At 61.7% G+C, this 23735-nt stretch carries 25 protein-coding genes; 12 read left to right on the top strand and 13 right to left on the bottom strand.

Going from position 1 to position 23735, the window contains the following annotated elements; translation table 11 throughout:
- Positions 1–457: 457 nt before the first annotated feature.
- Together IF803_RS38345 and IF803_RS38340 are read left to right on the top strand one after the other, a co-directional pair.
- Positions 458–1459: a sensor histidine kinase gene (locus tag IF803_RS38345; RefSeq protein ID WP_028343608.1), complete on the top strand. Its 1002-nt coding sequence runs from the start codon at positions 458–460 to the stop codon at positions 1457–1459.
- 331 nt (positions 1460–1790) lie between these two features.
- Positions 1791–2084 carry a hypothetical protein gene (locus IF803_RS38340; RefSeq protein ID WP_225895068.1) on the top strand — a complete coding sequence of 98 codons (294 nt, stop codon included), beginning with the start codon at positions 1791–1793 and terminating at the stop codon, positions 2082–2084.
- Positions 2085–2144: 60 nt separating this feature from the next.
- On the opposite strand, the gene IF803_RS38335 is transcribed toward IF803_RS38340, so the two are convergent.
- From IF803_RS38335 to IF803_RS38305, 7 genes are all read right to left on the bottom strand, one after another.
- Entirely contained in the window at positions 2145–3443 is a 1299-nt protein-coding gene (locus IF803_RS38335) for a glycoside hydrolase family 130 protein (protein WP_028343607.1), read from the bottom strand.
- A gap of 31 nt (positions 3444–3474) precedes the next feature.
- A complete protein-coding gene (locus IF803_RS38330) occupies positions 3475–5760 on the bottom strand; it encodes a glycosyltransferase family 4 protein (protein WP_028343606.1) in 2286 nt (761 codons plus the stop codon).
- Positions 5757–6695 (bottom strand): class I mannose-6-phosphate isomerase, encoded by a 939-nt coding sequence (locus IF803_RS38325; protein WP_028343605.1) that lies wholly within the window; start codon positions 6693–6695, stop codon positions 5757–5759. Before IF803_RS38325 ends, IF803_RS38330 begins: the two co-directional genes overlap by 4 nt.
- A gap of 201 nt (positions 6696–6896) precedes the next feature.
- The gene (locus IF803_RS38320) at positions 6897–7301 is read right to left on the bottom strand and encodes a hypothetical protein (protein ID WP_035632824.1); all 405 of its coding nucleotides are present in this window, start codon (positions 7299–7301) and stop codon (positions 6897–6899) included.
- A 182-nt stretch (positions 7302–7483) separates the two neighbouring features.
- Positions 7484–7834, bottom strand: a complete 351-nt coding sequence (locus IF803_RS38315; protein WP_245288865.1) for a type VI secretion protein — start codon at positions 7832–7834, stop codon at positions 7484–7486.
- Positions 7835–8863: 1029 nt separating this feature from the next.
- Entirely contained in the window at positions 8864–9433 is a 570-nt protein-coding gene (locus IF803_RS38310) for a hypothetical protein (RefSeq protein ID WP_304497102.1), read from the bottom strand.
- 883 nt (positions 9434–10316) lie between these two features.
- Positions 10317–10760: a histidine kinase dimerization/phosphoacceptor domain -containing protein gene (locus IF803_RS38305; RefSeq protein WP_016845122.1), complete on the bottom strand. Its 444-nt coding sequence runs from the start codon at positions 10758–10760 to the stop codon at positions 10317–10319.
- Between the two features lie 219 nt (positions 10761–10979).
- Between IF803_RS38305 and IF803_RS38300 the strand changes: the two genes are divergently transcribed.
- The 6 genes from IF803_RS38300 to IF803_RS38275 all read left to right on the top strand — a co-directional run bounded on the left by IF803_RS38300 (position 10980) and on the right by IF803_RS38275 (position 14080).
- Complete coding sequence (locus IF803_RS38300; protein ID WP_028343600.1) at positions 10980–11345, top strand: response regulator; 366 nt, start codon at positions 10980–10982, stop codon at positions 11343–11345.
- Between the two features lie 232 nt (positions 11346–11577).
- Positions 11578–11868: a hypothetical protein gene (locus IF803_RS38295; RefSeq protein ID WP_016845119.1), complete on the top strand. Its 291-nt coding sequence runs from the start codon at positions 11578–11580 to the stop codon at positions 11866–11868.
- Positions 11869–11976: 108 nt separating this feature from the next.
- Complete coding sequence (locus tag IF803_RS38290) at positions 11977–12612, top strand: sensor histidine kinase (protein ID WP_245288862.1); 636 nt, start codon at positions 11977–11979, stop codon at positions 12610–12612.
- Positions 12596–12784: an ATP-binding protein gene (locus tag IF803_RS38285; RefSeq protein ID WP_028343597.1), complete on the top strand. Its 189-nt coding sequence runs from the start codon at positions 12596–12598 to the stop codon at positions 12782–12784. The genes IF803_RS38290 and IF803_RS38285 overlap by 17 nt, the downstream gene beginning before the upstream one ends.
- A gap of 74 nt (positions 12785–12858) precedes the next feature.
- Entirely contained in the window at positions 12859–13230 is a 372-nt protein-coding gene (locus tag IF803_RS38280; protein ID WP_016845117.1) for a response regulator, read from the top strand.
- Positions 13231–13882: 652 nt separating this feature from the next.
- Positions 13883–14080, top strand: coding sequence for a hypothetical protein (locus IF803_RS38275; protein ID WP_016845116.1), 198 nt, complete (start codon positions 13883–13885; stop codon positions 14078–14080).
- A 226-nt stretch (positions 14081–14306) separates the two neighbouring features.
- Here IF803_RS38275 and IF803_RS38270 read toward each other — a convergent pair whose 3' ends face one another.
- The gene (locus IF803_RS38270; RefSeq protein WP_245288861.1) at positions 14307–15017 is read right to left on the bottom strand and encodes a hypothetical protein; all 711 of its coding nucleotides are present in this window, start codon (positions 15015–15017) and stop codon (positions 14307–14309) included.
- Positions 15018–15769: 752 nt separating this feature from the next.
- Between IF803_RS38270 and IF803_RS38265 the strand changes: the two genes are divergently transcribed.
- Together IF803_RS38265 and IF803_RS38260 are read left to right on the top strand one after the other, a co-directional pair.
- Positions 15770–17014: a ParB/RepB/Spo0J family partition protein gene (locus tag IF803_RS38265; RefSeq protein ID WP_155258716.1), complete on the top strand. Its 1245-nt coding sequence runs from the start codon at positions 15770–15772 to the stop codon at positions 17012–17014.
- Entirely contained in the window at positions 17011–17760 is a 750-nt protein-coding gene (locus IF803_RS38260) for a helix-turn-helix domain-containing protein (protein ID WP_016845114.1), read from the top strand. The genes IF803_RS38265 and IF803_RS38260 overlap by 4 nt, the downstream gene beginning before the upstream one ends.
- A gap of 170 nt (positions 17761–17930) precedes the next feature.
- Here IF803_RS38260 and IF803_RS38255 read toward each other — a convergent pair whose 3' ends face one another.
- The 5 genes from IF803_RS38255 to IF803_RS38235 form a co-directional block, all read right to left on the bottom strand.
- Entirely contained in the window at positions 17931–20201 is a 2271-nt protein-coding gene (locus tag IF803_RS38255) for an AAA family ATPase (protein WP_028343594.1), read from the bottom strand.
- A 2-nt stretch (positions 20202–20203) separates the two neighbouring features.
- Positions 20204–20356, bottom strand: coding sequence for a hypothetical protein (locus IF803_RS38250; protein ID WP_155258715.1), 153 nt, complete (start codon positions 20354–20356; stop codon positions 20204–20206).
- Positions 20353–20796, bottom strand: coding sequence for a hypothetical protein (locus tag IF803_RS38245; protein ID WP_051448084.1), 444 nt, complete (start codon positions 20794–20796; stop codon positions 20353–20355). Before IF803_RS38245 ends, IF803_RS38250 begins: the two co-directional genes overlap by 4 nt.
- 177 nt (positions 20797–20973) lie before the next feature.
- Positions 20974–21549 (bottom strand): hypothetical protein, encoded by a 576-nt coding sequence (locus IF803_RS38240; protein WP_016845111.1) that lies wholly within the window; start codon positions 21547–21549, stop codon positions 20974–20976.
- A 2-nt stretch (positions 21550–21551) separates the two neighbouring features.
- The gene (locus IF803_RS38235) at positions 21552–21863 is read right to left on the bottom strand and encodes a hypothetical protein (RefSeq protein WP_016845110.1); all 312 of its coding nucleotides are present in this window, start codon (positions 21861–21863) and stop codon (positions 21552–21554) included.
- 191 nt (positions 21864–22054) lie between these two features.
- Here IF803_RS38235 and IF803_RS38230 point away from each other — a divergent pair, with 191 nt between their 5' ends.
- Positions 22055–22321: a helix-turn-helix transcriptional regulator gene (locus IF803_RS38230; RefSeq protein ID WP_016845109.1), complete on the top strand. Its 267-nt coding sequence runs from the start codon at positions 22055–22057 to the stop codon at positions 22319–22321.
- 88 nt (positions 22322–22409) lie between these two features.
- Positions 22410–23663 carry an SIR2 family protein gene (locus IF803_RS38225; protein ID WP_245288860.1) on the top strand — a complete coding sequence of 418 codons (1254 nt, stop codon included), beginning with the start codon at positions 22410–22412 and terminating at the stop codon, positions 23661–23663.
- Positions 23664–23735 lie beyond the last annotated feature (72 nt).

Raw genomic sequence — 23735 nt, 5'->3', positions numbered from 1 at the left:
CTCGGGCCGCTCTTGTTTGGCTTGGCGCAGGAGCGCGAGAAGCAGGACGGACCGCTGAAGCGTGATCGATCATGGAAGCGCGCGATCTGTAATGAAATTGGTGGCCGCAGATCCGCGGAACCTGAAAGGTCGATATGACGCTAAAGATCAAAGAGCATACCTGCCCTGGATGCAGCGGAACGGGCTTCGCTCCGACGATGCAGCCGGTGGAACCGGGCCGAAAGATCTACCCAGCGAAATGCCAGTCATGCAAAGGCAAGGGCAGGATCACGGACGCCGACTAAGGCAAGGCTCATTCCTATCCGCTCGCGGCGCGTATGTCGGAGTGCGCAGGCCGGCCGGCGCGGGCCGATCACGGAAATTGATTCCGCCAAGCCTCGTTCTTCCGCTCACATGCGCTGCCTGGCACCACCGCGCCCCTCAGCCGTTATCGGTGTACAAGATGGAAGCAAAGCGGATGTCGTCCGATAAGATATCGATGCCGGTTTGGAATGAAAAGCACTTGCGTGCTGCGACCGACGCCGCCGGCGTGGCCTTGTGGGCCTGGAACGTGGATACGGACGCCATTACGATGGACGAACGCGCCTACGACCTGTGGGACGTTGCGAAGAGCGAAAAACACATCACATTCGAGATCCTGTCCAGGAACATCCATCCTGCCGATCTGGAACGGGTCAGGTCTGCGTTTGCCGCTACTCGCGCAATAGTAGGCGCTTACGAGATTGACTTTCGCATCTTGTTCGACGGCGACATCCGTTGGATCTCCGCGCGCGGGCAAGGCGACGATGCGGACATCGCCGATCGAACCATGTTTGGCATCTTCCTCGATGTTACCCAACGCAAGCAAGCCGAAGAAGCGAACGAGTTGCTGGCCGGTGAGATGAGCCATCGCGTGAAGAACCTTCTGACTATCGCGACCGCGCTTACTCAATTTACATCGCGTTCGGCCGCAACCAAAGAAGACATGGCCCACGAGCTAACAAATCGGCTGATGGCCTTGGGACGTGCACAGGATCTCATTCGCCCCATACCGGGAAGGAAGAGCGAAGGAGCGCTTCTTGGTGACCTCGTCTCCATCTTGCTCGCGCCTTACGACGAAAGAGAGGCGAGCGTCCGCATTCGCGTTTCGGTGCCGAAGATGAATGTCGGCGAGATGTCGAGTACAACGCTCGCTCTTGTGCTGCACGAACTGGCAACGAACTCGGCGAAATACGGTTCGCTATCGCTGGCAAGCGGCACCTTGGACGTGTCGTGCAATGCCCATGGCGACGAAGTCGTCGTGACCTGGACCGAGCGGGGCGGCCCGCCTCTCAAGTTTCCCGCAATGCTCGATGGCTTTGGAAGCAAATTGGTGCAGCGGAGCATGGCGGCCCAACTCGGTGGCTCCATCGCATTCGACTGGTCGGAAGAGGGGCTGGTCGTGACGCTGATCATGAGCAAAGATCGCCTGGCAAGGTGAGGAACCTTGAGATCTTCGTATAGTAGCGGCCGGCGCAACGCGGAGCCTTGAAGACGGAGATCAGGTCCGCGTTCCAGAGTGGCCGGCCCTTCCGGGAGACTGCATGAGGGGGCCTCGCACAATGCCCATCGGCTCGACGTCTGCGGCCAGCGCCTGCGCCTAACCCGGCAATATGCCCGAAAGGCCTGAGCCCGTGACGCTGCGGACATGCCGCTTCCCTTTGACAACTTCAAGGACGGGCGACTTCATATCGGTGTATCCGAGCAACCTCGTCGGAATCCGCGCGCCCGCTGAAAAGCTCAATTCAAGGTCGACCAAGCAAGAGATGCGCATGAATATGTTCGAGATTACGATCGCACGCATCGAGGTGATTCTGCCGAATGAACGTGGCGAGGACATTCGCCTGACGTTTCAGTTCGAAAGCCGTCAGACCAGTTTTACCTTGCCAATTTTCCTGAAGTCTTGCGAATTCGACGATACCGAGATCGTCAGGGTAGCCCGAAGCCAATTACACGACGTTTTCGCGCAGCTTTGCAGCCAGTGCGAGGATTGGCAGCTGACAGAGGACGAGCGTCGCGAGCTCGCAAGGATAAGCGTGCGGCCTGGCGTCAAGGCGCAGGAGTAGCTCGGGAACAAAAGCAGCTATTGAACTGGATGTATGCTCCTGAGATCAGCTGGCCGCGCCCTAGCATTTCATCGCGTTCATGAGCTCGGAAATCTCGATCGTTGCGAAATTCGAGAATGTGTCGGACACGGCATATGGCAGGATGATCTGGTTATTGTGCCGCATCCCGCCGCACGTATAAACGACGTTAGGGACGTATCCTTCGCGCTCGGATGGTTCAGGCCGCAATAGCGGCTCGCGCGAACGTGCCAGCACCTTGGATGGGTCGCGCTTGTCGAGCAGCGCCGCACCGATCGAGTATTTGCGGACCGGGCCGACACCGTGCGTCAGCAGCAGCCAACCCTCATCGAGTTCGATCGGCGACCCGCAATTGCCGATCTGGACGAACTCCCAGGGAAACTGCGGTTTCAAAATGGCTTGACCGCCATCCCACGTGTGGAGGTCGTCTGAATAGATTAGATACAGGTTCTCATTGTCCTGCCTCGCGATCATGGCATACTGGCCGCCGATCTTGCGCGGGAACAGTGCCATGCCCTTGTTCCGAGCCGCAGCCCCTCGCAGGGGCGCCAGTCGAAACGACGTGAAATCACTGGTTTCGATCAGTTCGGAGCGGATGGCTCGACCGCTGTAAGCGGTATAGGTCGCGTAATACGTCTTTCGATCGCCGTCGCTGAATTCGACAAAGCGCGCGTCCTCTATGCCGTTCGATTGGGATTCTGTGACGGGAAAGATGACGCGCTCGGTCAGGTCTTCTTCGGGCTTGAAAACCAGCTCGACACGCTCGCCGTCCGGCCCCGATATGCGATGGCAAATCCTCGGAATCGACGCGAGCCGAGCCGTCGGATTAACAGCCAGACTGCCGTCAGCCGCGATGGTCCCGGTTCGAAACGTCAGTGACGATACATGCCCTTCGCCTATGGCACGGAGACTGAGGATGAAGCGCACGCCGCCCTTCGGCGCTCCCGATTGATCGGGGTGCGCCACGATGCTCGGATTGAACAAGGCAGAGGCTTCGAATGAATACTCATTGAGGAAATAGGCGCCGACCAGCTGGCGCTGCTTCATTGAGAAGACGCCATGCGTCGCGAAAGCGTCCTCCATTTCGTCCGCGCGGGCCTCGAATCTTTCCAACAGGTTGCGATGTCGCCCCTTGAAATTGTCCAGGACGTCCGCGAGCTGAGCGGCAACGGCTTCCTGATCGAGTGCGAGAACTCGCTCGACGATATGATTTGCGCGCATCTTGTCGGTGGGGTTGAGATCGCGCGGTTCAGTCGCCGGCTTGAATGGCCGCACGATAACTCGCGCGGGATCGGGACGCAGATGAAGCGCCTGCCGGTTCAGGAAGGTAGCTTGTGACACGGTATCCTCAGGTCGCTGGATGAAAGGGAATTCAAGCGCCCACGGCGCGTAAGGCCGAGGGCTTGTTCAGGCTGGTGTTGACGCGCGCGAGCTGACGAATCTCCGCAAGTCCAAGCAAATAGCAGACGACCGACTCGCCTCCACGGTTTTCGTTGGCGCGATCGGGATGCAATCCATCGCGGCAGCTCCCGGTGTGCGGATCGACCAGTGCTACGGACAGATCATTGCTGCCCAGAAACCAGCCGAAGGCGCGCATGGCCATGGTTTTCCACTCGGCATCGCCGTCCGCACGCCACGCCGTCAGGCAGGCAGCGATCGTTGCCGTGGCTTCCACGGGTTGCTGATCGAAGGCGCGGGGATGTTGCCGCTGTTCGCCGAAGCTGCCGGTGCCCACCGGCCGGAAATGACCTGCCACGCTCGTCTGCTGCGTCATCAGCCAGCGCAATGAGCGCAATCCGGCATCGCGGTATTGCGGCGTTTGAGTCGTCATCCCTGTCAGCATCAAGGCTTGCGGCAATCGCGCGTTGTCGTAAGCGAGCCCTTCCTCGAACCACACCCAGTCCGGCGTCTCTACCGACGCCAGACAGGACATCAACCTGTCAGCAAGCGCATGCCGGACTTCCCTCGCGTGGAGATCATCCGGAGCAATAGTGCAATAAGCGTCCAGACCTAGCAGCATGAACGCCCACGCGCGGGGCGAGCTGAAGCTCTCCGCCGCCGACAAAGCCTGGGCGAACAAATCGGTGGCCCACCTGCGCCGCGACGGGCTCGTGTCTCTGCGTGCCGCCTCGCCCAATGCCCATAGCGTCCGCCCGTGACTGTCTTCCGAGCCTCTGTCCTCGAGCCAGGTTCGGTTGAAGCCCATGAAGTTGCGAAATTGCCTGGTGTCGGGATTCCACGCATGCTGTACGAAAGCCGCAAAGCGGGTCGTCAGGATTTCCGGCAACGCCTGTTCGCCGGGATTGTTGAGGGCGCAGGCCAAGAGCAACGCCCGGGCATTGTCATCGACGCAATAGCCGTGCGAGCGATCCGGCACCGACTGAACCGCGTGCTGGAACAAGCCGATGTCGTCGCACATCGTCATGAAATGGCCAATCTGCATGTCGGGCGCCGCGGGGCCGCGTGGTTCCGGCGCGCCGGGATCGGGACGCGCAAAGACCTTGAGCCGATGACTGTGCCGCGCGGCCTCGAAGCCGGACATGTAGCGCTCGGCCGTGCGTTCCCACGTCATCATTCGGCTCATCGCGTATGCGCGTTGGCACATCGCTTGCCGGCGCGCGTCGTCAGTGAGCAGCTTGGCGATCTCACCGCCGATCGCCGCCGCATCGCCGAACGGCACGAGAACTCCGCATCCATCGGCAAGCAGCTCGCGTGCGTGCCAGTAAGGCGTCGAGACGACCGGCTTCCCGAGCCCAAAACTGTAAGCCAGGGTTCCAGAGGTCATCTGGGCCTCGTTGAGATAGGGCGTGACATAGACGTCGCACATCGAGATGAAATCGAGCAGCGTGGCCTGATCCACGAACCGGTCGAGGAACACCACGTGGTCTTCGACGCCCAGCTCGCGGACCCGCGCCATCAGACTTTCGCGATAGGCTTCGCCCTGATCTCGAACCAGATTAGGGTGCGTTGCGCCGAGCACGACATACACCGCATTCGCGCAGTGATTCAGAATCGAGGGCATTGCATCGATCATGACTTCGATGCCCTTGTTGGGGGACAGCAGCCCGAACGTCAGAATGACCGACTTGCCGTCAAATCCGAGCCTGGCCTTCGCCGTATCGGGCCCGGCAAAGGCGACATCGGGAATGCCGTGGGCGATCACCTCGATCTTGTCGTCCGGCACGAGGTAGACGCTGCGCAGTAGCTCGCGGGCCTTGTTGGCCATCACCACCACCTTCGACGACGCATCGACGATGCGCTCCATGACCGCGCGCTGCTTGGCTGACGGGTTGGCCAGTACGGTATGAAGCGTCGTCACGACCGGCATGGTCAGGCGCGCCAGCAGCGGGAGGATATGGGCGCCGGCTTCGCCGCCGAAAATGCCGAATTCGTGCTGCAGGCACACGGTATCGAACCGGCCGGCATTCAGGAAATCCGCTGCATGCAGGTAGTCTTCGACATTGTCGTCCTTGATCTGGAAAGCGACCGCCGGCGGATAGTCGTAGGCCTGGCCGCGATCGGTCATCGCCACGATGCAGGTTTCCAGATCAGGGCGTGACGCCGATATCGCTCTCTGCAGGTCCATCGTGAAGGTTGCGATTCCGCAACGGCGAGGCAGCGAGTTGCCGATAAGGGCGATGCGGCGGAGCCACGTCATGTCTGTGCCTCGATGATCTTGCCCGATTTCCTGGAGCCCGTGCCGGTGGAAGCATCGGGAGACTTGGTCGCTCGTCCGGTGCAGTCCTGCAGCAGCAAAACCATGGGATCCGGTCCCGGATAGGCGAGCAGGCCGGTCATTCCGTCCGGGCCAACCTCGATGCCGGCGCTGTCGGCCTCGATCAAGATCGCGTCACCGACGGTCGCATTCGTTCGCCCGATGCGCCCCTTCCCCTCGATCACGAGGATCCAGGTTTCCCGGTCGGCATCGAGCGCCCACTGCGAATTGGCGTGGAAGTCGACCCGCTCGAGCACGAATTGTGGGCGCGCGACGAGAACTCTTCGTGCGTCGGTGAGACGCCGCGGAGCGAATTGAGCCTGGGATGGCCCGGCGTCGGAAGCAGCCACCGCGTCGTCTTCGTGCAGTTCGCGGTGCCTGCCAAAGTCGAACAGGCGGAATGTCGTATCGCTGCGTTGCTGAATCTCGGCGAGCACGATACCGGCGCCGATGGCGTGGATTGTGCCGCCGGGGACGAAGATGAAGTCGCCCTTCGCAACAGAGCGCCATTGCACGAGACCGGCGATCGAGCCGTCCCTGATCGCTGCGCGCAACGCCTGCGGCGTGAGGCGCCGCGTCAGTCCCAGCGCTACCCGCGCGCCCGGCGCTGCCGACAGGATGTACCATGCCTCGGTCTTCCCGTTCGGCAAATCGATGGCGTGCGCGAATTCATCGTCGGGATGGACCTGGATCGACAGAGGTTGGCTGGTAAACAGGAGCTTGAGCAGCAGGGCGGAGCCTGGTGCATCTTTATCGATGCGATCAAACCACAATTCCCCGACGGGGTCGCCCGAAACGTCGATGCAGCTCCATGGTCGGATGTCTGCGACCCCCCATGGTCTGCGCGCAACCTGCACCGAGGCATGTTCGATGGTCATGGATTGTCCTTACCCTTGACGCGCATCTCGAAGCGACTGCTGTTGGTCGATGCGGTCGGTAAGATCTGGCGTGGTTAAAAAAAAAAGCGTCGCGCTTCGCGACAGGCGCTGTCACAGCGATCCGATCGTGTCCTTCATCAGATGGCTACTCCGGCATCCGATAACAACCTTTGCGCGTTCATAAAGACGGGCGTGCCTTCATCAATGTTCGTTGCCGTTCGCGTCATTCTTGTGCTTGTGCAGAAATCGGGCGATCTGCCCACGAAGTTCCGCCGTCTCCAGCAACTTGCCGACCGATCCAGCGGTGTCGAAGATCTCACGCTGCAACGTCGTCGGCAGCGCGTTCCATTGCATGATGACGGCCGCGCCAAGGCACCGCAGAACGCGCTCCTCTTCGCTTGCAAGGGCCGCGCCGCGAGGTTGGTCCGGGCTTATGACATGAACTGCGTCGTGGTAGTCGTCCGCCAGTCTCTGCTCGTTATCAGCAAGCGAGACGAGGCGGTCCTGCAGTTCCTGAAGTTTGCGGCCTTCATCCAGATCGGTCGAACCCTTGACCCGTTCGCCGTATTTGGCCGCTTCTGCACGATATTGTTTAGACTTGAACATGTCCGGCCTTTCTTAGGCGCCGCCATCCATTACGATCAAACTCGATAGTCGACCAGAACAGACACGGCGGCGTTGCCGCAAAATCCGAGCTGCTGTTGCAAAGCGGCAGCGACGCGTCGACAGCGCGCGCTCTTCGACTAAGGTCGCCGTCTCACAGTTCCGCGCAAACTTGGTCGCAGGGCTCAACAGCCGCGACAGACATTCTTTAGTTTGGCCGCGATTCGAGTGTCTTCCGCGATCAACGGATCGTTGTATGCAGGTCGCGATGCGTCGTCGCTGGTCGTCGCGGGCTTCTTCACCTTCGGCGGAAACGCAGCGTCGTAACAAGCGAGGCGTCCGCCCGTGCTTTCGATCGTGCGGCAGTTCAGCTCCGCGGCGACGGCGCCTTGGGCGAATGTACCGAGCGCAAATGCGACAGGAAGCGTCTTTATCCAGGTGCCTTTTCGGGCAACATTCACGCCGATCATCTCGTACTTTTTTCTTCTGCCGAGGCGAAAACCGTCTGCCCGCCGTTTGCTCTGGCGCGGCAGCACAGCCGTTCCCTCAGGCTTCGAGCTTATCGAACTCGTCAGGCAGCAAGATCTGGCCTCGCGGCGTACAAATCCGCACGTCCATATAGTCTTCCTGCAAGAGCTCCCGCGCTTTCTTCAAGGCGGCAGCCGCCGTGTCGCGACTCAGATTGACGCGGCCGGCTCCATTGTGGCCGCCAACCAGGTATTGCATTCGTGTTGCGCTATCCACGCCGGACAACCGCTGCAAATACCAGGAGCACATGAAACAGTAGGAAGATCACCGGCGACACGATCCAGTCGGCTGCCAAACGAGATCGAGACATCCACGCTCCTCTTCCTTTCTTTCGGCGGGAGCGTTCGTTACCCTCAGTCACCGGTGGAAGCCGCAGGATGGGCGGTGATGAGCAACTCTACGCTTACGTCCTGGGAATAGCGAGCGCTAAAATGTCGAGGAACAGCAGCGAGATCGAATTTGCAGGGCTCTCCGCCTCGGAGTGCCGGGCGATGCTTCTTGCACAAACCGACGAGGTCATCGAGTGATGAGAGCCGTTGGCTCGAATTCAAAGTCCGGAGCAGCCTCCACGAACGTCCCGAATGGCGATTTAGGTTCGCTCCACAACCAAGCAACTGTTCTGCGCCTCCGTGATCTGTCGAAATGGGGACCCCCCAGCATTGAGGCTGCCTCCGTTGGCGGTCGTCGCCCCCGCCGCACCCGCAGAGTTGAATTGAATCCTTCACTCCCCTGAAGCGGCGACGAAACAAAGTCAGACTTCTCAGCCGGCACGTGTTATGAACAGGGATGAAGAGATTGTTCCTGGCGCTGATCGTTGCAGGGTCGCCACCACAGCCCAGACGATCGACCCGACGACGGCTCCGGAAGAGGAGCCTTCCTTCCGCGAATTAGGCCGACCGCGCCGAACAGAAGGCGGATGATGCCAGTGGCGCTAAAGAACGCTGCTGGGACCGAGGCAGCGATGGGCGCGACATTGAGATACGCCCGTGAAGGTTTCAAAGCCCTAAGCGGGCGCCTTCCTGCCCTCAACCGAGCGCCTAATGAGGTCGGCTAACCGTTCCAAGCCGCATGTCGAGGCCGGAGACCATAAGATGAGTGACGATCGGGAACTTCATCGCGCTGCCAAAGCGAACCGAGAGCGCCTTGCGGTCGCGCATCGCGAGGTGGTCTTGCAAGAAGAGGCAAAAAATGCCGTTGATATTCGCGAAAACATGGCGCGCCTCAAGGAACTGAGATTGGCCAAGGAAGCACAAGAGACTCGAACGAAAATCTCCAAAGCGAACCAGCGCCCGGCGCCTAGGCCGGGACGATCCAGATAAAGCTGATTCAGTTAGCGGGTCTTCCTGTTCAGGTTCGCCTTTCGCGTGAGCAGCCAGCTGCTGGCAGTCGCTCATTCTGTGCGACCCGCGCTTCTGCTTTTCCGTACCCATGACGCGCACTAGCTCGCGCGCGCCACGGTGGCCCGTGAAAAGCCCGCCAGCGGCTGGTGCCAGGGCTCGAATTAGCTCGCGTTTGACTCCCCTGGGCGCGCGATCGCCAAGAAAGCCTCTTTCGCTTCTGCGCAGCTTTGAATTCAAGGACATATCTTTGAACAGCGTGCTTGGCATTGGAGCTCCAACGACGCATCAGGCTCCGGTCATTAGACCTATGGGGATATGGTCATGTGGACATTCATCGAAACCCTTTATCGCGACTATTGTTTTGCCCGCCTGCAAGAGATGCGGAAGCTCGAATCCTCGCACTGAGGCATGAGCAACGAGAGGAGCTACCCGATCGTGTCGACCCTGTTGTCGGCCTTGGCGATCGGCATCGCGATCTCGGTCATCATGGGGCAACCGCCCCAAGGCCATCCAAAAAAGCCCGTCTGTCGTCTTGTACTGAATCCCTGGGACGCTTCCCTCCGAACGAGAGAGAGAGAGAGAGAGCAATGCAGCACCAACCAACCAATTTCAGGATCTGGATCGAGTCCTTTACGACGCCCAGCATCGTCGCACCGCCGATCTTCTCGGCTGGCTGAAGCAATTTATCAGGGACCGCCGACAGTCAAGAACGACCAACTGGCGAACCGCAGCTATCGCGGGTGCGCCCGCACCCGGACCCTGAGGCCAGGCTCCAGCCGTTCGTAGGAAGTTTCGCCTTCGAGCTGTTTGCGCCAGCAGCTGAACTATCCGCGACTCCAATCCCTCCGGCGCCGCCCCCTCACTGAGACCCACGCCATTGTCGGACACCGAGAGATCGATACCGCTTGCGCTCGAAAACGCGACCGCGATGTGGCCCGGCCTGTCGCTAGGAAATGCGTATTCAGCGAGTTCGTCACCAGTTCGTTCGTGATCATGCCGATTGCGAGTGCATGGTTGCTGGCGAGGTCGATGTCCTCGCAGACCCCCTGACACGCGATCGGTCCGGAAAGGGCCTAAGGACTGAAAGACCTTCTCGACCAAGTCGTTCAGGAAATAGCGCATGTTAGTCCCGCTTCGGCGATAGATGGTCCTAGACCTCCGCCATCACCTGCAGCCGGCGCGCGGTAGCCTCGAGCGCAGCCGCGACCTCCGGACCTCCATGCCGCGCCTCCAGCCTGATCATGCCGCCGAGGATCGTCAGATTGTTCTTGGTCCGGTGAGCCATCTCTTGCAGCAGCAAGGCCTTCGTCTTGTCTGCCATGACGACCCGGCGCAGTTCGGCACGCTGGAATTCGGCGACGGCGGCCGTCCCGGCGGCGGTGATCGCAAAGAGCGCATTCGTCGCGAAATAGTCGATACCCAGGCTGCCCGCATAGCTGACATAGGCGCCGACGGCGACGGCGATGATCGCCGCGAATATTCCGGACCTCCGGTCGAAGATCAGGCCCGAGAGAAACACGCCCGGCAGCAGCAGGTACCCCGGCGAGCCGGTCTGCATCTGCAGCGCCATCTGCAGTATGGCGCAGCCCAGCATGATGCTCGCGGAGATGCCGTACCGGACGGGAGTCGGAAGCCGGTGCTTGAGTACGAGCGGGGAGAGCCTGTTCATGGATTGAAAACTACGTGCCGCGGACAGCTGTTCCTGGCGGGATCCAATTCCACAAGGCCGTGCTCGTCCGCAAGAGCCATTGACGCGGGGAACGACCGAGCGCTGCGCCGTTCGATGCGAGACCCATACGTTTCGTCACCGGCAGTGAGCATACTCCTTGTAGAGGACGACCCTCTGATCCGCGAGTTCGTCGTCGAGGCGCTTCGCGAGGCGGGCTATCACGTGATCCACGCGAGCACCGGCGACAAGGCGCTGGCATGGTGCAACCGCCGCGTCGCGGATGTCCTGGTGACTGACGTCAGGTTGCCCGGGCAAGTCGATGGATGGCAGATCGCGGAACGCTATCGGAAGCAGTCTCCCAATTTGCCGGTCATCTACGCGACTGGCTTCTCACCCGTCCTGCCACGTCCCGTCCCCGGCAGCCGCATTGTTAAGAAACCCTTTCGGCCGGAAGAGATAGTTCGAATAGTAGAGGAGCTCGGCCAGACGAAGGGGACGCCTTCAGCTTAGCTGTCTTACCGGCTGCCGTGCTTTCACCGATTCAGCAGGGGCGATGCGCGCAGATCAAACTTTCCTGCGCAGGAACGAAGGCGTCAGTGCTAAGTTTTCCCAATGCCCCTGCCCAGGGGCGAACCCCGTACTGCCCCCCCAGCTCACACCCCCTAGCCCCCAGAGCTGGGGCCTTTATCCTCGGTAGATCCTCCGGGGTAGGCAGGCCTGGGCCGGAACGGTTCTGGCGGCGTTGGCGCTGGCCAAGTTCAAGAAATACGACAGCCAGGCCGACGCAAAGCGCAACGTCGTCGCCGCGATCGAGAGCGTCTCAAAGCGGCTCGGCAACACGCCGGCCATCTGCCGCAAGTGCTACGTGCACCCGGAAGTCCTGAACGCCTACATGTCCGGGAACCTCGTGAAGATGATTGAAGCCAAGATAGCGCAGAAGTTCAAGCGCCAGTACGCCAAGCTTACCTCCGACGAGATCGTGGTGCTGGCATTTCTCCGCAGGCGTCTCGGTTCTCTGAAGGAAGCCGCCTAGCCTGACGCACCATTTTCTGGACGCCTGTGCCCTCCTCAGTCGTTCCGGGCGCGTCTCAAACGACGGGTGCTCTCGTCGGCAGAAACGGACCCTTCTTTCAAATCCGGGGTGCTGGACGTGGTCCGGTCGCGGCTCGCGATACCGTGCGGGTTCGGTTCGACGCTACGAACGCGAACTAGTGGAGTCGAAGTCGAAGCTTCAGGAGGGTCTGGCCACTCAGCTGGAACCGCACAGCTGCGCGAACAATTCATTGCCGTCCTCGGCCACGATCTTCGAAATCCGCTTGCGGCCATCAGCGCCGGCGCGCGGATCCTGCAGCGGTCGGGCGAGCTGCAGGAACCAAAAGAGCTTCGTATTCTCGACATGATCAACTCGACCGTCACCCGCATGTCCGATCTGATTGACGACATTCTGGATTTCGCGCGCGGACGACTGGGAGGGGGCATCACCTTGCACCGAGACGCCAAGCCGATCGAGCCTGTGCTCGAGCAGGTCGTCGACGAATTACGAACGGCGTCTCCTCAACGCCTGATCCAGACCGACTTCGAGATAAACGAGCCCGTCGACTGCGATCGCGCGCGTATCGGACAGTTGGCCTCCAATTTGATTGGTAATGCCCTTACTCATGGAGCGCCGGACCAGCCGGTGCGGATGGGGGCCAGAACGGAGGGCGGGACATTCAGGCTCTGGGTGGCTAATTGCGGCGAACCCATTCCAGGAAGCCGCCATGCAGAGACTGTTTGAGCCGTTCTTCCGCGGAGAGGTGCGCAACAGCCGAAACGGACTCGGTCTGGGACTGCATATCGCTTCGCAGATTGCGCAAGCGCACGACGGAAGGATCGACGTGACCTCGACGCCGGAAGAATCCCAGTTCGTGTTCTCGATGCCGCTCGTCCGGAACGATCGGGCCAAATGATCGCGCGTTCCCGACGCCCTTTCCTTCGGAACCAATCCTCCCCGCTTTGCTTGGCATGCAAAGGTCATGCTGAAATGTCGAAGGTGAAGCCGGTCATCCTGATCGTCGAAGACGAGTTCCTGCTGCGCATGGATTCCGTCGAGATTTTGGAGGATGCGGGGTTCGACGTCATCCCGGCTGCAAATGCCGACGAAGCCATCGCAATCCTGTCGACCCGGGCCGATATCCACCTTGTCTTCACCGATATCCAGATGCCCGGTTCAATGGACGGGTTGAAGCTTGCCCAGTTCGTGCGGGACCGTTGGCCGCCGATCAAAATAGTTGCGACATCGGGTCATGTCCGGGCCGCGGGCGATGATTTACCAAAGGGCAGCGTTTTTCTGCCTAAACCGTACCGTGGGGCCGAACTCATCGCGACGCTGCGGGACATGACGGGGATCGCCTGAGATCGATCACATTTTTCGCTCCCCTCGCGAAACCAGCGGGCCCATCGAGTTCGACGGCGCTTGAAGATAGGGCCCTGCCGATCAAACCACATCAGGACAGCCTGCGTTCCGGGGACGCACCTTTCGATCCTCGGCCTACCTAGCGAGCAGAGAGAGCCGGATCCTTCACTGCCACAGCGCCCCCTCGGGCGGGACCGAGACCCTGGAGACCATGGCCAAAGCCACGCGCCAGCGCGGTTTCGAGTATTTCGGGTGCGCGGACTGTAAATAAGCGCCGAAACTTTGACCCCCATCGGCTTTCAACGTTGACCCCACGCGTGACGACCATTCCGGTGATGTTTCAAGGAATTGGGCGACGTGGGCCGGGGTCATCCTTCGGCGCCGATCGGGGGTCAAACAACACGCCGAATGACAGGGGGATTCCCGCACTTCCCGACTCGAAGCCAACCGCGATTTGCGCGGGACGTCAGCTCGACGAATAGACGAGCAAAACACTTGCGGGATCGGGCGTTCGAGTCCTTGCCCTCGGTAGTCGCCGGTTCGGAGGAGCGGGAACGTTCAGTGGGCTCACGCCGTCATCGCGACAGCCGCGGCGTCGGAAGCTTGCTGGCGTCGGACTTAGGAACTGCGCGTTCCGCGCTGACTTCGGTCGATGACGCCGGCGACAATGGATGAGCGTCGCCTCAACCGTCACACGGGCGCAGCGTCGGCGGGGCCCAGTGCATTCCGCGATTTCGCCGTTCGCCACGCCCTCAAGGTTCAGCTCCAGATCGTCGATGCCGAACACGCAGGTGATGAAGGCCCAGAAGCTCGCAAGCGTGAAGCCGAGCAGAACGACCACAAGGATTAGCGGCGACACGCGGGTCGGCGTTCACCTGGCGACCCGCGATCGATTGAAGTTTTCTGCGTCCCGTGTCAGGTTGGGATTACCTAGGGGCTACACCCTGGGGCTACACCGGCAGTCCTCGGTGTGCAGAAAAGCCTGATTTTACGGGGCTTTCTCGAAATTATGGCGGAGAGGGAGGGATTCTCGTCCCCGATACGAATCTATACTGGCCAGCCTCCGCCCGCGGCAGCTACTGGATGTTTCCCAGCGCCCAACCAAGCAGTCGGCCACGAAGACCTCCCCGCTGGCGAACTTCGAGGAACCTGAGAACCTCGGGACAATCATTTGCGATAACCGCCGCTTCCAGCAGACCCTTGGCAGACCCCTCCGAGATGCCCTTCTCATGACGAACGAGGCACTCGAGCACCGACAGGAAGTCGGTGTCGGACTTCGCTAAGCGCAACAAGTCGGGGAGCAGCGCAGGACGCAGCGCATAGATCTCGACGATCTTGTCCAATTCTCCCCGCTCAATCAGCTTGACAATCGACGAGACATTTACCGACGACGTCGAAAGAACCTCGTGGAGCTTAAGCAGCGCCGGACTCGAAACAACCGAGAGGATGATCGAGCGCATATTTCTGCTGTTCGTCTTGTCGTCGACGATCGCCTGTGCCACGGCGTACACGGTACGCTTGGCATCCTCGTCCACGGGCACCTCGACAACATACTGCCCAAATCCTTCCGCCTTTCGCTGCGCTCGGTACTTGCGCTTGGCTTCGGCCGCCTCTGAAACCTTCTTCTTAACGCGAGCGACGCGGGCATATGCTTTTATCGGTTCCAGGCCGAATTCCGCGACCTTCTCGTCAAACTGAGACTCGTTGCAGAAGTCTGCTCCCGAGCCTTCTTCGAGAGTCTCATGGCAGTTTCCAGAGCTCCTTTCACCGCAGGTCTTTGTGGTCATTTGCACGACTAGTCCCGAGACCAGTCTCCCTATGCCTGGCCTGCGAAACGCCAATCGCATCGCGCGCGCAGAATGCCGCGCGTCGAGCGACGTGCCGGAGGCTCGTTTCAATGTTTTCAGGGGTGCGCGAGGCCGTTTGCCGGGATGAAGGCCTGATATCTGGAGAAGCCTTCACCGCCTTCCGTCACTAAGTGACGCCGGATCGGAAACTTCCGGCGAGCCTCTCCATGGCCCGCACGACCGCCCTCGGGAGCGGTGGACACATGTTATATAGGGCGGCCCCTCTAGCACGCCAAACTCTCGAGAGCAGTATAGTTAAGATGAGTTAATGCCGGGGCTCTCCGCGCCGAGTCGGCACGGCCTCTCTAGAGCCCCGAACGGGACACTCATCGCTGCGAACAGCATCGCCTCGCGAAGGCTGCCGCTTCCAAAGCATTCGAGCGGAAGTCGCGAGCTTTCCCACCTCAGCCACAAGGACTAGTCCGAAGACTAGTCCGGCGTTCAACAATCAATTAAGCGGCGCAAGGTGCTAAGTACCGCTTACAAGGCGGCCCTCGCCTCTCCGGCAACGCAGCAACAAAAATAATTTGGGACGGAATTTTTTCGTCGCCACCGATTCTCGCCTGATCTTCTCAGAGAGTGTCCACAAATTTTGCAAGCTTTTGCGCACGCAACGCAATTTGCGCAGGCAACAAAGCAGCTGGCATAATCTACTGCGCAGCGCATCCGAGCTGGGCAGACAGGAGCGAAGAGTGGAACGGCCCAAAATCGGCATTGATGAACTCTTGGAGAGCTCTGAGGATTCCCGCTCGGTCGAGGCATCTCAGCACAATGCGGCGCCCTGCCGGCCCTACGCCTTTCCTAAACTCAGGCGGTCTCACATCCTCAAAGTCGCGAACAACGATTCGCATTCGCCGAAAGGCCATTCCGACACTCCCGCCTCGGACCTCGCGCAAGATGCCAACGACGCTGGCACATCACTGCACGCGATCGAAGCTCCGAACGCGACGTTGAGGGAAACCCCATCGTTGCCCAATCCCTTCGATGATCCGCTCGTGACTAATGCCGACGTCCGAGTGGATGCTCTTAGGCTCGTGCGTCTGGTCGACATCTCGGTCGGTCATCGGCTCCGTGGCATCATCGACGAATTCATCCCAGTCATGGTTGGCTCCCTGTCCACCAATGACGTCATCCAGCCGGTGGTTGTCCGACCGGATCCCATGAACCCGGGCAAATTCCTGCTCGTTGCTGGCCTACAGAGGCTCAATGCCGCACGTACCAGTGGCGAGGACCAGATTCGTTGCCGCGTCGTCGGACTCACCGATGAGGAAGCAGAACTTTGGGAAATCGAAGAAAACCTCGTTCGAAGCCCGTTCACGCCGGCGCAAGAAGCGCTTGCCATTGATCGCTGTCGGGAGCTCCACGAGCAGTTGCACGGCAAACCGAAGGCCAGAGGAGCGGCCGCAGCCAATCGTGCCATGGGTCGGGCACACGCATCCGCCAGTGTGGCGGATGCGTCGCCCTCCTTTGTCGAGACCACCGCGAGGCGGATCGGCAAGTCTGCGCGGTCCGTTCAGCGGATTGTTCAGCGTGCCTCTCGGAACGGGCGCAACGATCTCGAGCGTGTTGTCGGCACATCGTTGGACCGGGGCAACGAACTTGACACACTGCCCATGTTGCCGCTGGACACGCGCGAGGCCCTCATCAAGGAGGCGGCCGCCGGTCAAGATGTCTCGGCGGTGGACCAATGGGGATCAGGCGACAGTCCCATGTCGTATAGGCAGTCGCGCGGCGGTCTGATCTCGGCCCAGCCCGGCGACCAACCAGTTAAGTGCGATGAAGGCGTCCGGGGACTCGCCGCCCTGCAAGCAGCCTGGCATGAAGCCTCCGTTCCCGCTCGCGAGGCATTTCTTGCCTGGATCGACGAAACCAACGCTGCGGCCACGACCCTGGAATCCCAATCGTTTGAAGCCTTCCAATCCGAGGACGGCAAATGAGCCTTCAGGCGACGATATGGGGATGGAAGCAGCTCAACATCACGTCCACAGAGAAAATCGTTCTCCTCGACCTCTGCGATCGCGCGAACGACGCCAATGTGTGTTGGCCCAAACAAAAAACCATCGCAAATCGGACCCGCCTCACTGAGCGCACGGTCTGCACCGTATTGGCCAAACTTGAAGCGCTTAAACTCATCCACCGTAAATCGAGGAACGTCAATCGCAAGCGTACGTCCGACTGGATCACTCTCCTGATCCGTCCTCTCGAACCGCCGCCGACCGCAGCTCCGCCGGTCGGCCCGCCTCCTGCGGATACTCCTTCCCACCCCACACTGAAGAATGAAGCTGTTTCTGGTGATAACCAGAACGTCGTTCAGGTTCCTACCGGAACGAATTTCAGCGTAATCTACCATGATGAAACACCCAGACAGAACCAGCCCCTACCCAGCTTCATCGAGCCGTTTCCCGAGCCCGGGCGCCTCGACGTAGACGCCATCATCTACGCCGTTCGAACCATCGAAGGGATTGCGGTGGAGCTAGGACCCGCAATTGACTGGTCTGCCCCAGGTATCAACAACTTGGCGCCTGTCGCGACGTGGCTGATGCACTTTGATGAGCGCGAGGTGAAGTCCTGCCTGATCAAGGTTGCCCGACGAGTTGGCAATGGCGCCAGCAAGATTGCTTCTTGGAAGTATTTCGAAGCCGAAGTCCTGAACGCATGCCGAGCTGATCAGGACGATGGCTAAGCTCCAGCGCACGCCCAGCGGCGGGACGCATGACCGTACGCGATCGTGCTGGGAAGTCATGGTCGCGTCCATGCGTTCCCGGCGGTCAGCCGATAAACGACGACGCTCAAGGCAGGGCAGCCGTCAGTCAGTCCAAGATGGGCTTCAGACCGGCTCAAACAACCGCGAACTCAATCGCGACTGAGTTCCGGAAAAGCGATCACAGTGCCGCCCTGCTCGCCCGAAAATGGAGCATCGTCCTCTCCCCGGGCGCCCTCCGCGTCTGCTGCCGCCGAGCGCTCGGCCTCGAGCAGCGCGGCGATTTCGGCGCCGTCGACGCTACCCCGCTCGAACAGCCGGCGCGCCACCGCGATCAACGCCGTCCGGTTGCCCTCGAGCAGGTCATGGCAGGCACGGTCAGCCTCGGCAAGCTCGATGCCGACCGCGGCGCGAATATCGACGTGGCGGAGAAATTCCTCCGCATGGCGCGGGTCGCCGAGGTGCGTCAGGGGCGACGGTCCCGCCAAACCCAGGCCGCCTAACATCGCGCAGCTCAGCCTGGTGGCCTCCGCCAGATCCTGTTGGGCGCCGTGGGACGCCTCACCAAGCAGGACTTCCTCGGCGGCACGGCCGGCGAGCAAGACTTCGATACGTGACCTATAATCGCTCGCCGTGCCTTCGAAGACCTGGCGGGTGGTACGCATCGACATCCCGAGCCGCCGGTCCGTGCGCGTCGTGTTGGCGACGACGCCGTCGGGGCCGAAGCGGAGCACATCGACCACCGCGTGGCCCGCTTCGTGGATCGACGTCCTCCAGCGCAGCTTGCCGGAAACGTCGTGGTCGCCGACGAGAGCAAGACGGAGGTCGTCGAGCCTGAGTTCGCGGTTCTCCCGCCGCGCCACACGGCGTGCGTCCTTCACCGCGCGCTCCGCGTCGGCGCCGGTCATGCCAGCTGCCGACATCACGACGGTGGAGATGTCCACGCCGACCAGATCGCCCTTCAACCGAACCCGGAAGATCTTCTTGAGCTCGTCCTGATCGGGCGGACTGATGCGCACCACGTTCTCGAAGCGGCCCGCCCGCAGCAGCGCGGGATCGCAAGCCTCGACCTCGTTGGTGCAGCCGATCAGGAAGACGCCCTCCCGCCGGCGCACACCATCAACCTCCTCAAGCAGCGCGTTGATGCAATTCCTGACGTAGTCTGAGTGCGAGTGCTTGACGGCGCGACGGTCGACGAAACTATCGCATTCCTCGAGCAGCATCACGCAGGGCGCCTGAGCCCGGGCGGAGGCGAAGTCTCGGCGCATCGCCGCCAGGAAATCGCCTAAGTGCCCCTCTGCCTGCCAGGAATAATACGAGCAGACGATCAGCGGGATGCCTGATTTCGAATCCTCGCCTGACGCGCTACGCGCGAACGCCTCTGCGAACAGCGTCTTGCCGACGCCGGGTGGCCCAGCGAGCATCACGGCGCTCGAGACCGCATCCCAGGGGATCTCGCCGTGTCGCCAGGCGGCGAGATCGGCGATCGCATCGTCAGCCCAGGCGCGCGCACCAGCCATGCCATGGATCTCGGAGAGCACCAGCCCCCGCGACGGCCGTTCGGCCCTCTTCGAGGCGGCGAGACGGTGCAGCTCGTCGACGCATTCTTCCGGCGTGCGGTCGAACCGAATCGCCGCTGCGAGGTCACCTACACCAACATCGCGCATCGTCTCCGCCGGCACATCGACCGCCGTCCTGATGCCGGTGACGGCGCGGATGGTGCGCGACACCGTCGCGGGATCGAGCATGGGCAACTCGATCCGGTACCGGGCCGCTTCGTTCAGCACTTTCGGAAGGCAGGCGCGGCCGTTGGACGAGAACGCCACGAAGGGCAGCGCGTAGGCGCACATGTCGGCAGCGACGCGCTCCAGCCGCTGTTTGGCAGCGCCTTTGAGCGGCTCCCTCAGCACGATATAGGCGCCGTCGAGACCGTCGCGACGGCCGGGAGCGGTCTTGACCAGGTCGATCATACGCAGCGCGTCGTCGAAAAACATCCCGCGCCACCCGCCTTTAAGCGCGTCGAGCATCGCGCCGTCGGCGACGTCGACGACAACGGGAGCGCCGCCGCAGATCAAGTCCCGCGCAGCGTCCGGCGCGGCGTCGAAAGCGCGGGCGAGCAGCAGAGCCGCGGCAATTCGCGCCGGGCTCGGGGGGCATCCCTCGCGGCTTGCATTCTCCTCGAAGCCAGTGTCGTCATCGACATCCGCCAAGCGCGTCAGACTGGCGAAGCCGCCCGACCGGGCGATAGGCGGCCGATCGTCGCCCACGGCGAGGTTCCACCGGAAGCGCAAGGCATCGCGCCAAGCCTGCCCATAAGCCCGCCGCTCGATGGGTCCAATGCCGGTGCCGGCGAAGGACACCGGGCGGTGCGTACCGCCGTTACGGGGCCCAAAGACACTCGACATGCTCGTGGTCTCGTTCATGTCTAGATCTCGATGAGAGGATCGGACCCGAGGCGCTCGTTCGGGTAGCCAAGCGCCGCGGCGAAGCCCTGCTCGTTGTCGCTGGCGACGACGATCAAGGACGCGTTCAAGGCGGAAAAATCGGCATGCAGGTCGCTCGTCGGCTGCACCATCACGACCCACCTCCCGTCAGCCGGGGCGGCGTCTTGGGAACACGGGCGCCGGCACGGCGGCTGCCGAGCCAGATCTCGTGCATCGACCAGGATGCCGAGAGGCGCGTGCGCTCGCGCGTCTCGATCGGCATGCGGGCGAGCGTGTGCGACAGCACCATCGCCGCGGCGGGATCAAACAAGGCGCAGGCCAGCAACACTGTCATGCTGAGATCGACGCGCAGGCCGATGCGCTCGGGGATTCGACGTCCGATGACGATGCCGATGGCGGCGGCAGCGTCGCCGCGGATCACCGCACGCCACTCGGGCATCGTGGCGGAGATGCCGGCGACGAAGCTGGCGACCTCGGAGCGAGCGCGTTCGTCGAAGGATTCAGCCGTCTTTGTGCGCCAGTAGAAGAACACCGGAGGCAGCGCCTCGCCGTCCGGGAATTCGCCTTCTTTCATCGGGCAAAGCTCCGTCATTCGCGCGGCAGGCCGCGCGTGATGTTGAGATGCGGAATTTGAAAAGGTTAGGCGAGGGAGGGTCCTTGGCGGACCCTGCCCTGCCTCGCCGGGACACGCCCCGTCACGTCACGCCGTGCCGGACCACGCCTAGCCTCGCGGTGTCGAGCCATGCCAAGACTATTCGAGCTGCGACTCCTCGATCAGGAAGCGACCGAAGTCGGGACGGTGGTCGCCGATGCCGAAGGGACCCGCCATGCGGAAGTAGCTCACGACGTCCTCCCGGTTAATAATGGTGGTGATGAACGAGCCGCGTACGGTCGCGCTCCAGCCGTCGAAGCACGGACGCGTGCGCGCCACCCGCGAGTCGTCGACGCGCACGATCTCGCGGTGGCGGAAGCGCGGGTCCTGCCAGAGCTCTTCGACCGTCTTCGGGCCATCGTACTCGAGCATCGCGGGACCCTCGGCGACGAAGGCCGCCTTGGTCGCCTTGCCCTTGCGGACCGTCTTGGCGCCGTTGACGAGCGCACCCTTGATCGCGGACGGCGGCAGACACGGCCGGCCTTCGTGAAGCCACAGCGATCCGTGCCACTCGAGCTCCGCGATCCGGTGATGGTCAGCGTCGGTTTTGTGCTGCTTCCCCGTGAGCTTTTTGAGCGCCTTCGCGGTGGGGTCGAACGGGTCGGCGAGCCTGCTGGAGTGCATCAGCATGGGGCCGACGCCGACCAGACGGAGGGTGATCATCTCCACCGCCATGATCAGATCTCCCCCTCGGTGGGATCGAAGAGCGGTGCCGTCTCGGCGATGCTGCGGACGATGTTGGCATACGAGGCCGGCTTGGCCGCGTAACGACGGGCGCGCAGCATGCTGGTCACCACCTCGTGGCACTCGTGGCACAGCACCGTGAGGTCGCCATCGCGCTCATCTCCGAGGTTGTCGTAGGTGCGATGGTGCGCCTCGAGCTGCTCGGTCGCCGCGCAGAGCACGCAGCGATGGCCGGCGGCCGCGATCGCACGCTGGCGAATCTGCCGCCAAGCGGCGCTACGCAGATGTTTCTCGTAATCCACCATCGGTCATCGTCCCCGGTCAGTTTCCTGAGGGGCGGTGTAGCACAGTTCTTCTGGTTTGGGGACAAATTGTCCCCAAAAACCCGGAAATTCTCGTTAACCTTAACCGTCGGTTAACAGGAAAGGTAAAAATGTAACCATTGATTAGTAGCTCGCCCCGTTCGGAGGCCCGGCCGGAGAACTGATAGATTCCGATGGACGACCACCTGCTCACCCCCTCCCTGCTTCGAGCAGCGCGCGCCCTGCTCGGATGGAGTCAAACCGAACTTGGGCAGAAGGCTGGCGTGTCGCGGAAGGCCATCGCAACGTTCGAGACGGCCAAGCCATCCGATCGAACCGATCCGCGCCGCAAGGCCGTGCTGCAGACGCTGCGGCAATATCTCGAAGTCGAATGCGATATCGAGTTCACCTTCGCGAGTGACAAGACGGGCGAAGGCGTACGTCGCGCGAAGTCGAGGTGACGGGAGCGACCAAAAGATTCCGGTGGGCAGGATGACAGAAGGCCAATCCTAAGCCGTACAAGGCAAGTCCTACAACTAGAATACTCGCATGTCAGCCGATTCGACCTATCCAGCCGTCGCTGCGGATGATTTTGCGCGCCGCTTCTCGCAACGGGGCGGAAATCTGATGTGGTTGCTCGGAGCCGGTGGATCGGCGGCCGCCGGCATCCCGACGGCGTGGGACATGATCTGGGAGTTCAAGCAGCAGCTCTACATAAGTCAGCGGCGCGTCTCCCCGAAAATGGTCGCCGACCTTGCCAACCCAGCCGTCCGGCGCGAACTGCAGTCATTCGTCGACGGCATCGGGAATTTGCCGCCGCCCGGCGCTCCCGACGAGTATGCGGCTCTCTTCGAAGCCGTCTATCCGAGCGAGGCGGACCGTCGAACCTACATCGCGTCGAAGGTGAGCGGCGCCAAGCCGTCTTACGGACACGTCGCTCTTGCGACAATGATGCGGGCCGGACGTGCTCGTCTCGTCTGGACGACCAACTTCGATCCGTTGATCGCTGACGGCTGCGCGAAGGTCTACGGCGGAACTGGTCAGTTGACGACGGTGGCGATCGAGACCAGAAGTCTTGGGCGCCAAGTCATCGACGAGGGGCGTTGGCCCGTCGAAGTCAAAATGCACGGCGACTTTCGATCGCGCAGACTGAAGAACACCGGAGACGAACTGCGCGAACAGGATGCGAAACTCAGGTCGCTGTTGATCGACAGTTGCGGCCGGTGGGGCCTGATCGTAGCTGGCTACAGCGGCCGCGACGACTCCATCATGGACACCCTGGAAACGGCTCTCGAGCGCGACACCCCTTTTCCTGCCGGTATCTTCTGGCTCCATCGCGGCGAGGACCCGCCGTTGCCGCGCGTCAAACGGCTCTTGGCGGCCGCCGCCCGCAAAGGCGTCGACGGCGGGCTGGTGCCGATCGAGAATTTCGACGAGGTCTTGCGCGACCTCGTTCGCCTGGCGGAGGATCTGGACACTAAGGCCTTGGACGAACTCGCTTCGGAGCGACGAATCTGGTCGCCCGCACCGCGACCAACCGGCAAGCGCGGTTTTCCAGTGGTCCGGCTCAATGCACTCGAATTGATCGAAACGCCGACCGTTTGTCGCCGCGTCGGATGCGGCATCGGCGGCGTGGCGGAGGTCAGGTCGGCGATCGAAGCCGCAGCCCTGCCGGTGCTCGCGACCCGGTCACGAGCCGGAGTACTCGCTTTCGGCTCCGACGCCAACGTGCGAGCCGTGCTTTCGGCCTACGACATTGAAAGCTTCGACCTGCACGCGATCGAAGTCCGCCGATTGCTATAGCGCGACAATCTGGGTGGGAAGCGCACGACAATCAGGATGGCGAGTCGGTGTCGCGGCGAGGTGATGATTGCC

Source organism: Bradyrhizobium sp. UFLA06-06, assembly GCF_054820065.1.
The sequence above is the reverse complement of the archived record's forward strand: the minus strand, read 5'-3'. Positions and strand labels throughout refer to the sequence as shown.